The sequence below is a fragment of the Candidatus Spongiisocius sp. genome (genome assembly GCF_965221825.1).
Lineage (GTDB): Bacteria > Actinomycetota > Acidimicrobiia > Spongiisociales > Spongiisociaceae > Spongiisocius.
On sequence record NZ_OZ244917.1, the window covers coordinates 1,142,269 to 1,155,869 of the forward strand.

Below are 13,601 nucleotides of genomic sequence, written 5' to 3' on the forward strand. Positions count from 1 at the left end.
GGTCATTCCACCAGAAGATCGGGGATAACGGAGCGGTAAGGCTCGCCATAGGCGGGGTCGGCGAGGCCGAGCACGGTGTTCGCCCGCAGGTATCCGAGCGGGTTCCCGACATCAAGCAGCTCCACATCGGCCACGTAGGCCCGGCATCGGCCTGCCCGGGCGAGGGAGTCGACGGCGTCGGTGAGCTGTATCTCGCCGCCGTAGCCCGGGGCGACGCCCGCCAGGTGATCGAACACCTCGGGCATGAACAGGTAGCGGCCATGGATGGCGTAGTCGGAGGGCGCCCGGGCCACACCCGGTTTCTCGACCGCCCCCCCGATCTCCATCACCGAACCGGACAGGGCGGAGCTGGGAGCGACCACTCCTTTCGCGCCCAGCATCTGGTCGGGCAGCCTCCGGACGTAGACCACGGATTTCTTCGGGCCGGCGGCTCGGGCCAGCGGGCTGAGCAGGTCCTGCCGGGGATGGATCAGGTCGTCGGCCAGCATCACGAAGAAGGGCCGCAGGCCGATGGCCTCCCGGCCGGCCAGCACGGCATGGCCCAGCCCCTTCGCCTCCTCCTGGACGACAGCCCTTACCTTGACACCGGAAAGGCCGGGCAGGAATCGTGACTCCTCGAAGTGCCGCTCGATGATCGCTCCCCGGTCGGGATCGACCACCACCACCACCTCCGTGACCCCGGCCCGGGCCGCCTCCTCCACCACCCACTGGATGCTGGGCCGGTCCACGACCGTCAGGAGGGCCTTGGGGATGGCGTTGGTGGCGGGCCGCATCCGCGTGCCGCGGCCGGCGGCCGGGACCAGCGCCACGTCCACCTTCATCGCGGCGTCACCGTGTGGCGCATTACGCGAGCCGGTTCTCGGTGCCGGAGCGGAGCCGGCTCAGGTTGGAGCGATGCCGGAAGACGATCAGCACCATCATCAATGCGAACCACGCCACGGTCCCGCGTGTCTGGCCCGTGAGCAGCAGGGCCGGGATGGAGACCACCGCCGCCGCAAGCGAGCCCACCGCCGAGATGCGGGACAGCACCAGCGCCACCCCGTACACGATCACCATGGCCACCATGACCGGGGGCGCCACGGCCAGCACCGCTCCGCCGGCCGTCGCCACTCCCTTACCGCCCCGGAACCGGTGGTAGACCGGGTAGCAGTGGCCGAGCACCGCCGCCAGGCCGGCCGCGGCCCCGACGTAAGGCGACCAGACGAGCAACCCCACCAGGGCGGGCACGAAGCCCTTTGCCAGATCGACCAGGTAGACGAGCACCGCCGGCCCCTTGCCGACCGCACGCAGCACGTTGGATGCGCCCGGATTACCACTCCCCACCTGCCGGATGTCCACTCCCCTGGCGCGGGACACGGCCAGCGCCATGTTGACACCACCCAACAGGTAGGCTCCGAGGAAGAGGGCGATGGCACCGATCAGCATCTCAGGTGAGTCTAGGAGGGTGCTGGTATGCTCCCGCCGGTACGGCCCGATGTCGCGGGCCTACTCCCCAGTCCCGACCGGAGTGCTGCGAATGCCCACGTATGTCTATGAATGCAAGCAATGCGGTCACCGGTTCGAGATCTTCCAGAGCTTCTCTGCGGACGCGCTCGACACCTGCCCGGAGTGCCGGGAGATCGCCCTGCGCAAGGTGCTGTTTCCCGCCGGAGTGGTCTTCAAGGGATCGGGCTTCTACGTCACCGACTCTCGCAGTTCGCAGCCATCCACCTCGGGCAAGAAGAAGGAGTCCGGCGACAGGAAGCCGGACAGTTCCTCCAACGGCGGAGCATCCAAGAAGGAACCCGCCAAGGCAGGCTCCAAGACCGACGGCTAGTGCTACCGGCCTCCTCGTCGCGCCGGACCAGAGGGGGTACAGATCGACCTTGACCTCCGCCCGCGCCGTTGTCCTCCAACAAGGGGGTTGAAAGTGTCACACCCCCGCTATAGCTTCCTGGATATCGCAATTACAGCGGCGCCGACGTCGACCGGACCGCTCGAAGGGATCAAATCGTCCGAGGCGCCCATCCCGGGGCAGAGCGGGACGCGCTCGGACCAAGGTGGTGGCGGAGGGGGAGGGCCCGCAGGGGTGCGGTCTGGTGTGGCAATTTTCGCGTTCTCGCCCGATACAGCACACCATGCCCGGCCCGGCGCTGCCCGGACAGAGCCGTGATGTGAAATGAGAGGGGTGGTCGGGGTCATCCTGGCGGGCGGGGAGTCCCGCCGCATGGGAAGCGACAAGGCCCTAGTCGAGGTGGGTGGCCGCCCGATGGCCGGATGGGTGGCCGACGCGATGGCCGGATTCGACCGAGTCGTGATGGTGGGACGCCGCCGCGGCGCGGCGGGACTGGAGGCGATTCCCGACCTGCAACCCGGCCCGGCCGGACCCTTGAACGGGCTCCAGACCGCGCTCGCCGTCTTCAGACAACCCGTGGTGGCGGTGGCGGTCGACCAACCGCTGGTGCGATCCGGAACGCTGGACTGCCTGGCGGAGCGGGCTGCCGCCAACCAGACGGCCGTCTGTATCGACGAGCGACCCCAGGTGACCTGCGCCGCCTACTCCCCGGACTGCCTTGACGAGGCCGACCGGGTTCTCCGCTCCGGAGGATCCATCCAGCAGATGCTCCGGTCGGTCCCCTGGACCCGGCTGGAGCGCGAGGTCTGGTCGTCCTGGGGCGAGGACGGCCGCTCGTGGTTCTCCATGGATTCCCCGGACGCCATCGTGGCCGCCGAGCGGCGCTTCCGCATCAACCTGCTGGGCTAGAGAGGCAGGGCAACCGTAGGCCCGCACCTGCGGCCGCGCATCCTCTGTTCCACGCTGCCGGACCGCCACAGGCCCCTTCAAATCAGTCCGGAACGGCGATACGGTCGGGACATGCTCTGGTTAACCCGTCCCCCGTACCTGCGCTGGTCGCTGGTCGGCCTGCTGGTCGTCGTCAGCCTCTGGGTGGAGATCCGCCCTACCTCCAGCGTCAGACATCCCTACGTCACCCATGACGTGGCCCGCGGGGAATCGGTGGAAGGCGCTCTCGAGTGGCGGGACGTGGCCGGCGGAGTGCTCGAACCGGTCCTGGGCACCGGTTTCGCCGACCGTGACCTCACCGCCGGCCACCCCCTCCTGCCCGGCGACACCACCCATGCTCCGATCCTGGTTCCACCCGGCTGGTGGCTTCTCGATGTGGCGGTGCCGGCCGAGACCACCGCCGGGATGAGCGTCCAGCTCGTGATCCTCCCCGCGTCGGGCGAGCGGGTCCTGCCGCCGATCAGCGGCCTGGTGACCAGCGTCCGGCCCGGTGAGTACCAGAGCGACGGTCTGCTCGGTTCGGTGGCCTTCCCGCCCGACCGGGCGGCCACCGCGGCCGTAGCCATCGCCGAGGACCGTGTCTCGGTGCTGATCGAGGCCCGCCGCGACCGGACGACCAGCGACCTCTAGGAGGCGCAGGCAACGAATCAGGCAGCGGGAATGCCGGGCAGGACGCCATACCGCGGAAATCGCGCAGGCGGGCTCCGCCCGCCGGGCCCTCCCCCAACCGCCACCACCTTGGTGTCGAGCGCGTTCCGCCCTCCCCCCGGATGGGGGCTGCCTCGACGATATGTTCCCTCGCACGGCCCGGTCGACGTCGGATCGGGACCGCTGGTACTTGCAGTTGTCCGGCATCGTAAGGAGGGGGTGTGACAAGAACCGCGAACGGCATGACCCGATCCTCTTTTTCGGAGAGCCGGGGGCGCCGAGCCTTCCGGGTACCCTCCTGAGGCATGCTGGAAGCCGTGGTCTGGGGAGTCGTCCAGGGCATCACCGAGTTCCTGCCGGTCTCTTCGAGCGGGCACCTGCGGATCATTCCCGATCTCTTCGGACTCGAGCCGCCCGATCTCTCCGCGTCTGCGGTCCTCCATCTGGGCACGCTTGCCGCCGTGGTCGCGTATTACCGCCGGGACGTGGCCTGGATGGTGGGCGGACTCGGGAGCGATCCGGCCGCCCGGCGGATGGCGGCCATGGTCGTGGTGGCGACAGTCCCGGCCGGGATCGTCGGGTTGCTGTTCGCATCGGCCGTCGAAGAATTCCAGGAGTCCACTATCGGCGTGGGGGTGGCATTGATAGCCACCGGCTTGGTGCTGTTCCTTCCCCGGCTCGCCGGCCGCAGGTCTGGGAGGGCCGAGGATCTCACCACCGGGAACGCGGTGGTTATCGGACTCAGCCAGGCGCTGGCCCTCCTGCCCGGAATCTCCAGGTCGGGGATGGTCATCACCGCCGGCATGATGCGGGGCTTGTCGCCGGAGGAATCCGGACGGTTCGGCTTCATCATCGCCATCCCGGCAATCCTCGGCGCCGGCCTGCGTGAGTTCATCGACCTGGGTTCGGCCTCGGCCCTGTCGATCGAATTGATGGTCGGGACGCTGGTGGCCGGCGTGTGCGGGTACTGGGCTATCAAGTTCCTGATCGATCGCCTCGCCCGCCGGAGCCTGGCGCCGTTCGCCGTCTATTGCGTGGGAATCGGGCTCGTTACCCTGATCTGGCTCTAGCAGACCGGCGTGCGGTCAGCCGATCCGGAGTTCCGGGTGCATCCTGATGCGGGGTCGGGTTGCGACGAGATGGTGGGCCAGGTCATCGAAGGCGTGCATAGCCTCGCTTCCGGGCGCGGCCACCTTCACCGGGTCGCCCCGGTCGGCGCCGGATCGCATCTCCTCCAGGATCGGGATCTGAGCCAGGAGGTCGACACCCGCCTCCTCGGCCAGGTCGGCCCCTCCGCCCGATCCGAAGATCTCGTAGTGCTTGCCGTCGTCCCCCACGAACCAGCTCATGTTCTCGACCACCCCGATCACCTTCTGGTCGACCCGATCGGCCATTCGAGCCGCCCGGGACGCCACCCGGCTGGCCGTGGGCTGGGGCGTAGTCACCAGAAGCACTCGCGCCCTAGGCACGAACTGGGATATCGACAATGCGATGTCGCCCGTACCCGGGGGCATGTCGATGAGCAGGAACTCGGGTTCATCCCAGAACACGTCGGTCAGGAACTGCTCCAGGGCCTTGTGGAGCATAGGCCCGCGCCACACCACCGCCTGGCCGTCCGGCACGAAGTAGTCGATCGAGATGACCGACACTCCGTGGGCGCGGAGCGGGATTATCGACTCGGCGATCACCGCCGGCGCCCCCTCGGCGCCGAGCATCTTCGGGATCGAGTAACCCCAGACGTCGGCGTCGATCACCCCCACCGTGTGGCCGAGGCCGGCCAGGCTCACCGCCAGGTTGGTGGTCACCGAGGACTTGCCCACCCCGCCCTTTCCGGACGACACCGCGATCACGTAGGTCGAGGAGCCGGGGCCGCCGACAGCTCGCTTCTCTCCCCGCACCCGCTCCATGAGAGCGGCCCGCTGCTCGTCGGTCATCAACTCGTGCTGTATCTGGACCGAACGCACCCCGGGCACGGAGCGGGCGGCGGAGGTGACTGTCTCGATCAGCGCATGTCCCGGAGGGCCGGGCACCGGAATGAGGACGTCTATGACCGCCGCCCCCAGGCGCTTCACCCGCGTCGAAGTGATGTACCCCAGCTCTGCAAGTGACCGTTGCAGGATGGGATCGATGGTGCTGGCGAGGGTCGTGGAGAGTGCCTCGGTCTTGGAATCGGTCATCGGTGAGTCCGCCCGTAATCGGCTCCGTACGATAGTGGTCCGGCTGGAGCCCGAAACCAGGCCCCAGGCGGGCCGGATCCGGCTCCGACGGTATCCCGATGAGCAGTTGTTGGAGGTCGCGAAAATCGCGGCAAGCCTGCGCCCCGCCTGGTCCCACCCCCGCCACCGCCGCCTTGGGTTCGGGAGACGCGGTTCGCCCATGTCCCATCTGGGACTTTCCCCGAGAACCTGACCCCCCGTCCCGCCGGGCTGACGTCCCGGCCCGCCGGTACGAGGTGCGTGGTCGCAGTCATGAGTATGCGACCACCCTGTGACATTTTTCGGCGCTACACCAACCGCGATGTGCCGCCCGGCCTGCTCATCACTGCTCGGGGGCCTAACCGCTCGGTCGGAGGGTCCCGGACAATTATGATTCGGACCTGTCGCGGGCGTTGCCGTGAACGCCCGACGCCGCCAGAACCACCAGCGAGAGAACCGGGACCGTGCCCATGACCAACACCCCCTTCTCCAACCCCTTCGAGGCCACCACCACGATCCGGACACCGCTCGGCGACCGGACGGTCCACCGCCTGGACGCAGTCCGGGACCACGGCGATATCGGCTCGCTGCCCTACTCCATCAAAGTCCTGCTCGAATCGGCTCTGCGCAACTGCGACGGGCGGGCTGTCACCGAGGAAGACGTGGTGACCCTCGCCTCCTACAACGGTGCCAAGGTTCCCGAATCCGAGATCCCGTTCTCCCCCGGCCGCGTGGTGCTCCAGGACTTCACCGGAGTGCCCGCCATCGTCGACCTGGCCGCCATGAGGGATGCCATCGTCCGCATGACCGGCAATCCCTCGGCCGCCCGCAAGGTCAACCCCAGGGTCCCGTGCGACCTGGTGATCGACCACTCCATCCAGGTGGACACATTCAATTCCAGCATGGCCCTACAGATCAACTCCCAGCGCGAGTTCGAGCGCAACCGGGAACGCTACGAGTTCCTCAAATGGGGCCAGTCGGCCTTTGACAACTTCCGCGTGGTGCCGCCCGCCACCGGCATCGTCCACCAGGTCAACCTCGAATACCTGGCCCAGGTGATCTGGGACGACGGCGCCATCCTGTATCCCGACTCGCTGGTCGGGACCGACTCGCATACCACGATGATCAACGGCCTCGGCGTCCTCGGGTGGGGAGTGGGCGGCATCGAGGCGGAGGCGGCGATGGTGGGCCAGCCGATCTTCATGCTGGTTCCGGAGGTGGTCGGGGTACGGCTCACCGGACGCCTGCCCGAAGGGGCCACAGCCACCGATCTGGTGCTGCGGGTCACCGAGATCCTTCGTGAACACGGGGTAGTCGGCCGGTTCGTCGAGTTCCACGGCCCCGGCCTCGACGCCATGCCGCTGGCCAACCGGGCCACCATCGCCAACATGGCGCCGGAGTACGGCGCCACGTGCGGCTTCTTCCCGGTCGATCAGCAGACCATCTCCTATCTGGAGTTGACCGGACGCTCCCCCGAGCTGATCGAGACCGTCGAGCAGTATGCCCGCCTCCAGGGATTGTGGCGGGACGACAGCCACGACATCGTCTACTCGTCCGTGATCGAACTCGACATGGGCGCCATCGAGCCCGCCCTGGCCGGGCCGCGCCGGCCCCAGGACCGCATCGCTCTCGCCTCCATGAAGGACCAGTGGGCGGCTGATAGGAAGACCACCTTCGCCGGTCACGGTCACCCCGAGGGCGCAGGAGGAGTGGAGAGCGACGGGGCGACCTTCGACCTGATGGACGGATCGGTGGTCATCGCCGCCATCACCAGCTGCACCAACACGTCCAACCCTGAGGTGATGATCGGGGCCGGTCTGCTGGCCCGCAAGGCCCGGCGGCTGGGCCTGACCCGCCGACCCTGGGTCAAGACCTCCCTGGCGCCCGGCTCCAGGGTGGTGACTGACTACCTCGACCGGGCCGGCCTCACCGAAGATCTGGAGGCGCTCGGCTTCTACAACGTCGGCTACGGATGCACCACCTGCATCGGCAACTCCGGCCCCCTCCCCGAACCCATCGCCGGCGCGATAGACAGCCACGACCTGGTGGTGGCGTCGGTCCTGTCCGGCAACCGCAACTTCGAGGGACGGATCAGCCCTCATATCCGGGCCAACTACCTGGCCTCACCGCCGCTGGTGGTGGCATACGCCCTGGCCGGGACGGTCGACATCGACCTGACCTCCGAACCGCTCGGGAAGGATCCGGCCGGCGACGACATCTACCTGCGCGACATCTGGCCCTCACCCGCCGAGATCGCCGACATCGCCTCCGGGTCCATCTCGTCCGATCAGTTCACCCGCCAGTACTCAACCGCGTTCGACGGGTCCTCCGAGTGGCAGGAGATCACCACCGAGCCCTCCAACCTGTTCCGGTGGGATCCCGAGAGCACCTACATCCAGGCGCCGCCGTTCTTCGACGGTTTGACGATGGAGGCCGACGCCATCACGCCCATCCGCGATGCCCGCGTGCTGGTGATGCTGGGGGACTCGGTCACCACCGACCACATCTCCCCGGCCGGTTCGATCCCGGCCGACACCCCGGCGGGGAAATACCTGCATGAGGCGGGCGTTCCGACCCTGATGTTCAACAGCTACGGGTCCCGCCGAGGGAACGACCGGATCATGGCCAGGGGCACGTTCGCCAACCTCCGCGTACGCAACCACCTGGCGCCGGGAACCGAGGGTGGATGGACCACCGACTTCACCGACGGGCAGGTGAAGAGCATCTTCGAGGCGTCACTGAGCTACCGGGCCGCCGGAACTCCCACCATCGTGATCGCCGGGATCGACTACGGCATGGGATCGAGCCGGGACTGGGCCGCCAAGGGTCCGTTCCTGTTAGGAGTGAAGGCGGTGATAGCCGAGAGCTACGAGCGGATCCACCGGTCCAACCTGGTGGGGATGGGGATCCTGCCCCTCGAGTTCATGCCGGGCGACAGTGCCGGTTCGCTGGGCCTGGACGGATCCGAGACGTACGGCATCGATGTCGACGACTCCGTGAGGCCGAGGCAGCGGTTGACGGTGACGGTCCGCCGGCCGGACGGCTCGGAGACATCCTTCCCGGCGCTGGCCCGGATCGACACCCCGGTCGAGGTCGACTACTACCGCAACGGCGGGATCCTTCACACCGTTCTGAAGGAGATGGCCGCTACGGACTGATCCCGGGTAGGCCCTACCCGGCCGATCCCGGCGATGCCCCACCCTGGGTGGAGTAGTCGTGGACGAGGAACACCCCTCCGGCGGTATCGGCGGCCACGATCATCTGCCCCAGCGGGGTGGGGAAAGGGCCGTTGATCACCTGCCCACCCAGTTCGGTCACCCTGGCAGCGGTCTCGTTGATATCGGCAGCGCCGAAGTAAACGCTCCATGACGGGGGGACGTTCTCCGGAGGCTCCATGACACCGGCCACGATCGCGTCGCCGGCCTTGAGCAGCGTGTATGACATCGGGCCCATGTCGGTGGTTTCGGCCGTAAGGCCCAGGACTGACCCGAGAAACCCGGCGGCCGCGCCGACATCCGGCACGTAGAGCTCGTTCCAGCTCATCGTCCCCGGCTCCTTGATCAGCTGGGCGCCCGTATGGTCCCCTGCCTGCCAGAAGCCGACGCAGGCCCCCTGGTTGTCCATGATGTAGGCCATCCGACCCGTAGTCATGACGTCGAATGGCTCCGCCAAGCCCTTACCGCCGGCCTCGATCGCCCTCGTGTAGGCATCGTCGGCCGAATCGACCGCCAAGTAGGTGTTCCAGACCGACCGCATCCCCATCGCCAGCAGCTCCGGCGTGATGGGCCCTAGTCCGGCAACGTTGCAACCGTCCTTCCGGGCCATCGAATAGGTCATGTCCGAGCCCGGCATCGCCCGGTCCTCCCACGTCCAGCCGAACAGTCCTCCGTAGAAGGCCTTGGCACCCTCGGTGTCCTCGGCGCTCAGATCGGCCCAGCACGGCTCTCCTTGGGTGTATCCGTCCCTGCGCGGCATGTCCTCTCCGTCCTCTGGTTGGGCAGCGCACGGAGTCTAGGAGGGTCCCATCACTAACCCTTTGGTAGCGGCGAACCGGACCGGACGGCCGGGCCCTGCCCCTACGTCGTCGACAGAACAACCAACACCCACGATTCATCCAGAAAACATAGCTGATTATTGTCTTTATAGTCTGTTTATGTCACAGCTGTGTTATAGTATACGAACAGATGTACGGATACATGCTCAGCTTCGCAGATCACGACACGGTGAAGCCCAGTACACGCGGTGGGCCGCCACATGACGCGTTCATGTCGGACTACCAGAAGGAGCGGCAACGGGCGTATGACCGGGCCGACCACATGGTCCGCAGCGATGGTTACGCCCATCCCGAGGTGGAGTGCGCCAAGGCCGAGGCCGCGCTGGTCCGGGGCGAGGCGCAGATCAGCCGGGCGCGAGGAGGTCAGCTGGCGTGGCTCAAGGTCATGCTGCGTCACCACGGCCCGGCCCGGTTCGGGTATTGCAACCCGGTCGATCTCGTGGTGTCCCGCATGGACGTGCGCCGCTTCACCGCCCGCGAGCTCATCTATCTGGCGCAGCGGTTGGACGGCGAGACGATCGAGCGGATCCGCCTGGGCGCCGTCTCCTAATGGGGGTCCACCGCTTCTTCTGGTTTGTCTGGGAGGGTGTGGTGGTTGAGCTGGCTGGCCGGTGAGTACTCCAAGCTCCTGGAAGGCTGATTCCTAGGTGTAGATCGTGCCCCGGCCGGTTAGTGAGGGCTGCTTGTAGCGCTCATGGGGTGGCGTGCCATGAAGAGCACTGATCCATTAGGTCGCCGCCAGGCGTTCTCCATAGCTCAGAAAGAGCAGGTCCGCGCAGAAGGAGGCGAAGGATGATCTTTGTGGGAGATGACTGGGCTGAGGCGCATCACGATGTGTGTCTCATGGACGAGTCCGGAACTCGACTGGCCTCTCGGCGGCTGCCAGAAGGCCTGGGGGGTGTGGCTCAGTTGCATGAGATGATCGCCGAGCACGTATCGGAGCCGGCTGAGGTGGTGGTAGGTATCGAGACTGATCGTGGTCTGTGGGTCGGTGCTCTGGTCGGGGCGGGTTATGAGGTGTATGCGATCAACCCGATGGCAGTGTCGCGTTACCGGGACCGTCACAGCCAGGGTGGAGCCAAATCCGACCGTGGTGATGCCAAGGTGTTAGCCGACCTATTACGCACCGACCGGCACAACCACCGCCCGGTTGCCGGTGACAGCCCCGAAGCCGAAGGGATCAAAGTCCTGGCTAGGACACATCAGAACCTGATCTGGGCTCGGGTGCGTCACACCAACCAGATCCGCAGCGCCCTGCGCGAATACTACCCCGCAGCCCTCGAAACCTTCGGGGACCTGGCAAATCGCGATGCTCTGGCCGTCTTGGGTCGGGCACCCACACCCACCCAGGGCGCCCGCCTGACCGTCACCCAGATCCGGGCCGCTCTTAAAGCCGGGGGCCGGAAACGCAACCTCGACGCGGCTGCCCGCAAAATACAGAAAGGTCTCCGAACCACCCATCTCAGCGCACCCGGACCGGTCGAGGACGCCTACGCGACAACCGTGGGCGCCCTATTGGCAATCCTTGCGGAAACCAACCGCCAGATCGCCGAGCTCGAAGCAACCCTGGAAACCTGTTTTGAACAGCACCCGGACGCCGCTATCTACCTCTCCCAGCCAGGACTCGGTAAAGTGCTCGGCGCCCGGACGCTCGGTGAGTTCGGGGACGACCCCGACCGTTACACCAGCGCCAAGTCTCGCAGGAACTACGCCGGCACGTCGCCCATCACCATCGCGTCAGGACGCAAACACGCCGTCCTCGCTCGCCACATCCGTAACCGGCGCCTCTACGACGCCCTCGACCAATGGGCATTCTGCTCCCTAACCAGAAGCCCAGGCGCCCGAGCCTTCTACAACCAACGACGAGCAGCCGGCGACCTCCACCACCAAGCACTACGAGCCCTAGCCAACCGACTCGTAGGTATCCTCCACGGATGCCTCAAACACCAAACCCCCTACGACGAACACACCGCCTGGGCCCACCGAACCGCCCTCGACCAAGCCGCAGCTTGACATTTGCACGCCTGGGGTGTCTACACCCGTGTCCTGGAGGAGACCCGGCTCCGGGAAGCGGGGGCGTCTGCCGCAGACATCGCCCGAAGCCGGGATTTGGGCCTGGACGAGGTGAGGCGGCTCCGCCAGGTCGTACCGGCGGATGACCCGCTCGGACGAAAGAGACGTGTCGGACAGCCAGTACGTGGCGTTCCAGCCGTCGCTCGACGGGACCCATGTGAAGCTCAGCGGACGGTTGGGCGCCATGGAAGCCGAGATCTGCCGCCAAGGTCTCGACCGTCGGGGCGAAAGGGTGATTCCGGCCGGGTAGTAGCGCCCGGATGCGGGGCAACGGCGGGCGCTGGCGCTCACCACCCTCTGCCAGGACGAACTCGACCGACCACCGCGACGGGCCACTACGACCGCAGAGAAGATACGGGCGGCGCGCAACCGGCGGGAACCGGTGCTCATGCTCGTCGGCACCCAGCCCCTCGCAGAGGAATCAGGATACGAACAGGGCACCGCCATGCTGGCGGGAGGACGGGTCGGACCCGGCACCGTCGACCTCGTCGAATGCATAGGCCGTATCGAGACCATCACCCTGGCCGGACAAGGCGTCGTAGGGCACGGATCGAAGTCGGGCATACCGCCGGCGCTGAGGCGGGTGGTGCTGGCCCGTGACAACGGATGCACCATCGACGCCCGCACCTCCGTATACCGCCTCGAGGTCCACCACATCCGGGAACGGTCCAAGGGCGGAGACAACAGCCCCGAGAACCTCACCACCCTCTGCTGGTGGCACCACCACATAGCCATACACCGCCAGGGCATGCGCATCGACGCCCGAACCCTGCCCCGGCGCCGGCGGCTCCTACCCACCCGGCGCAGTTGCGGCCACCAACCACCGCAGCCCGACCCCCACACACTGGCGATACTCCAGGCCCTCCGCACCCCCGCCAACCGAGTTCCTCCCTAACGGACCGGCCCTCACTACCCTGCGGCCGTGGCCGAGTCGAACCATCATCCGCCGACCGCCCCGGCGCCGGATTTTCCCCCGGAGCAGTCAGAACGGCGGCGGATGCCGGTGGCTTGGAAGATCGCCGCCGTCGCAATGGCGGCAATTGTCATCGCCGGGGCAGCGGTGCTGACCCGGCCCCCCAGCCCGCAACCGGGCGATGCCGCCGGATCCATCTCGATAGACGTCGCCGGCTTCCCGAGAGGCGCCCTGGCCGGACAACCCGCCCCGGACATGTCCGTGGCGCTGTTCGACGGGTCTAGGTTCGTGATGTCTGAATACCGATCCGTCGACGGGCGACCCCTGGTGCTCAACCTGTGGGCCAGCTGGTGCGGCCCGTGCCGGGTCGAGATACCGGAGTTCTCGCGGGTGGCGGAGGAGAATCCGCAGGTGGCCTTCCTGGGCGTCGCCGTGGAGGACGCCCCCGGCCCCGCCGAGACCTTCGCCGCCGAGGTCGGTGCGGCCTACCCGCTAGGAATCGACGACAACCTGACCGTCACGAACAACTACCCGTTCATCGGGCTCCCGGTCACCTACCTGATCGGAGCGGACGGCTCGATCACCCGCCAGGTCAACGGTCAGATCAGCGGCGAAACCCTCAAGGCCTTCATCCACCACGACTTCGGCACGTCATAGAACCTAGGGATCAATTGCTAAATTTTATTTGCCAGATTATTTCTGTTTACGGTAGTATTTTGTCATGACAATGTTGGGGGTTGGAGACGCAGCTGCCGTATTGGAGGTGAGCGCTCGGCGGGTTCGCCAGATGCTCTCCAACGGGACTCTGACCGGTCAGCGAGTCGGGCGAACATGGGTTGTCGATCGTGCCGACCTTGAGCCCCTCAGGCATCGGCGGCCGCCTGTGGGTAGACCATGGCATCCGGCTTCGGCGTGGGCTCTGTTGGCAGTCGCGTC

General features: G+C 67.0%; 14 protein-coding genes and 1 pseudogene. 11 read left to right on the plus strand and 4 right to left on the minus strand.

Going from position 1 to position 13,601, the window contains the following annotated elements; translation table 11 throughout:
* Positions 1-2: 2 nt before the first annotated feature.
* Together ACOQPD_RS05315 and plsY are read right to left on the minus strand one after the other, a co-directional pair.
* Positions 3-821 carry a UTP--glucose-1-phosphate uridylyltransferase gene (locus tag ACOQPD_RS05315; RefSeq protein ID WP_420613869.1) on the minus strand — a complete coding sequence of 273 codons (819 nt, stop codon included), beginning with the start codon at positions 819-821 and terminating at the stop codon, positions 3-5.
* Positions 822-843: 22 nt separating this feature from the next.
* A complete protein-coding gene (gene plsY, locus ACOQPD_RS05320; RefSeq protein WP_420613870.1) occupies positions 844-1,425 on the minus strand; it encodes a glycerol-3-phosphate 1-O-acyltransferase PlsY in 582 nt (193 codons plus the stop codon).
* 91 nt (positions 1,426-1,516) lie between these two features.
* Here plsY and ACOQPD_RS05325 point away from each other — a divergent pair, with 91 nt between their 5' ends.
* From ACOQPD_RS05325 to ACOQPD_RS05340, 4 genes are all read left to right on the plus strand, one after another.
* Positions 1,517-1,816 (plus strand): FmdB family zinc ribbon protein, encoded by a 300-nt coding sequence (locus tag ACOQPD_RS05325; protein WP_420613871.1) that lies wholly within the window; start codon positions 1,517-1,519, stop codon positions 1,814-1,816.
* Positions 1,817-2,158: 342 nt separating this feature from the next.
* Positions 2,159-2,743, plus strand: a complete 585-nt coding sequence (mobA, locus tag ACOQPD_RS05330; protein ID WP_420613872.1) for a molybdenum cofactor guanylyltransferase — start codon at positions 2,159-2,161, stop codon at positions 2,741-2,743.
* A 111-nt stretch (positions 2,744-2,854) separates the two neighbouring features.
* Positions 2,855-3,412, plus strand: coding sequence for a hypothetical protein (locus tag ACOQPD_RS05335; protein ID WP_420613873.1), 558 nt, complete (start codon positions 2,855-2,857; stop codon positions 3,410-3,412).
* A gap of 323 nt (positions 3,413-3,735) precedes the next feature.
* Positions 3,736-4,500, plus strand: a complete 765-nt coding sequence (locus tag ACOQPD_RS05340; protein WP_420613874.1) for an undecaprenyl-diphosphate phosphatase — start codon at positions 3,736-3,738, stop codon at positions 4,498-4,500.
* Between the two features lie 15 nt (positions 4,501-4,515).
* Here the strand turns inward: ACOQPD_RS05340 and ACOQPD_RS05345 are convergent, their stop codons facing one another.
* The gene (locus ACOQPD_RS05345) at positions 4,516-5,607 is read right to left on the minus strand and encodes an Mrp/NBP35 family ATP-binding protein (protein WP_420613875.1); all 1,092 of its coding nucleotides are present in this window, start codon (positions 5,605-5,607) and stop codon (positions 4,516-4,518) included.
* Between the two features lie 488 nt (positions 5,608-6,095).
* Here ACOQPD_RS05345 and acnA point away from each other — a divergent pair, with 488 nt between their 5' ends.
* Complete coding sequence (gene acnA, locus ACOQPD_RS05350) at positions 6,096-8,783, plus strand: aconitate hydratase AcnA (protein ID WP_420613876.1); 2,688 nt, start codon at positions 6,096-6,098, stop codon at positions 8,781-8,783.
* Between the two features lie 13 nt (positions 8,784-8,796).
* Here acnA and ACOQPD_RS05355 read toward each other — a convergent pair whose 3' ends face one another.
* Positions 8,797-9,600: a VOC family protein gene (locus tag ACOQPD_RS05355; protein WP_420613877.1), complete on the minus strand. Its 804-nt coding sequence runs from the start codon at positions 9,598-9,600 to the stop codon at positions 8,797-8,799.
* 209 nt (positions 9,601-9,809) lie between these two features.
* Here ACOQPD_RS05355 and ACOQPD_RS05360 point away from each other — a divergent pair, with 209 nt between their 5' ends.
* From ACOQPD_RS05360 to ACOQPD_RS05385, 6 genes and pseudogenes are all read left to right on the plus strand, one after another.
* On the plus strand, positions 9,810-10,229 hold the full coding sequence (locus tag ACOQPD_RS05360) for a hypothetical protein (protein ID WP_420613878.1): 420 nt from the start codon (positions 9,810-9,812) through the stop codon (positions 10,227-10,229).
* 242 nt (positions 10,230-10,471) lie between these two features.
* Positions 10,472-11,692, plus strand: a complete 1,221-nt coding sequence (locus ACOQPD_RS05365; RefSeq protein ID WP_420611630.1) for an IS110 family transposase — start codon at positions 10,472-10,474, stop codon at positions 11,690-11,692.
* A gap of 142 nt (positions 11,693-11,834) precedes the next feature.
* Positions 11,835-12,002 (plus strand): hypothetical protein, encoded by a 168-nt coding sequence (locus ACOQPD_RS05370; RefSeq protein WP_420613879.1) that lies wholly within the window; start codon positions 11,835-11,837, stop codon positions 12,000-12,002.
* 138 nt (positions 12,003-12,140) lie between these two features.
* Complete coding sequence (locus tag ACOQPD_RS05375; RefSeq protein WP_420613880.1) at positions 12,141-12,647, plus strand: HNH endonuclease; 507 nt, start codon at positions 12,141-12,143, stop codon at positions 12,645-12,647.
* 108 nt (positions 12,648-12,755) lie between these two features.
* Entirely contained in the window at positions 12,756-13,322 is a 567-nt protein-coding gene (locus ACOQPD_RS05380) for a TlpA family protein disulfide reductase (protein ID WP_420613881.1), read from the plus strand.
* 70 nt (positions 13,323-13,392) lie between these two features.
* Positions 13,393-13,512, plus strand: a pseudogene (locus tag ACOQPD_RS05385) (DNA-binding protein); the annotation flags it as partial.
* Positions 13,513-13,601: the final 89 nt, after the last annotated feature.

Excerpts from the sequence above, each read along its gene's own strand:
- ACOQPD_RS05315 (WP_420613869.1), bottom strand. The coding sequence starts at position 821 with ATGAAGGTGGACGTGGCGCTGGTCCCGGCCGCCGGCCGCGGCACGCGG.
- plsY (WP_420613870.1), bottom strand. The coding sequence starts at position 1,425 with ATGCTGATCGGTGCCATCGCCCTCTTCCTCGGAGCCTACCTGTTGGGT.
- ACOQPD_RS05325 (WP_420613871.1), top strand. The coding sequence starts at position 1,517 with ATGCCCACGTATGTCTATGAATGCAAGCAATGCGGTCACCGGTTCGAG.
- mobA (WP_420613872.1), top strand. The coding sequence starts at position 2,159 with ATGAGAGGGGTGGTCGGGGTCATCCTGGCGGGCGGGGAGTCCCGCCGC.
- ACOQPD_RS05335 (WP_420613873.1), top strand. The coding sequence starts at position 2,855 with ATGCTCTGGTTAACCCGTCCCCCGTACCTGCGCTGGTCGCTGGTCGGC.
- ACOQPD_RS05340 (WP_420613874.1), top strand. The coding sequence starts at position 3,736 with ATGCTGGAAGCCGTGGTCTGGGGAGTCGTCCAGGGCATCACCGAGTTC.
- ACOQPD_RS05345 (WP_420613875.1), bottom strand. The coding sequence starts at position 5,607 with ATGACCGATTCCAAGACCGAGGCACTCTCCACGACCCTCGCCAGCACC.
- acnA (WP_420613876.1), top strand. The coding sequence starts at position 6,096 with ATGACCAACACCCCCTTCTCCAACCCCTTCGAGGCCACCACCACGATC.
- ACOQPD_RS05355 (WP_420613877.1), bottom strand. The coding sequence starts at position 9,600 with ATGCCGCGCAGGGACGGATACACCCAAGGAGAGCCGTGCTGGGCCGAT.
- ACOQPD_RS05360 (WP_420613878.1), top strand. The coding sequence starts at position 9,810 with ATGTACGGATACATGCTCAGCTTCGCAGATCACGACACGGTGAAGCCC.
- ACOQPD_RS05365 (WP_420611630.1), top strand. The coding sequence starts at position 10,472 with ATGATCTTTGTGGGAGATGACTGGGCTGAGGCGCATCACGATGTGTGT.
- ACOQPD_RS05370 (WP_420613879.1), top strand. The coding sequence starts at position 11,835 with ATGACCCGCTCGGACGAAAGAGACGTGTCGGACAGCCAGTACGTGGCG.
- ACOQPD_RS05375 (WP_420613880.1), top strand. The coding sequence starts at position 12,141 with ATGCTCGTCGGCACCCAGCCCCTCGCAGAGGAATCAGGATACGAACAG.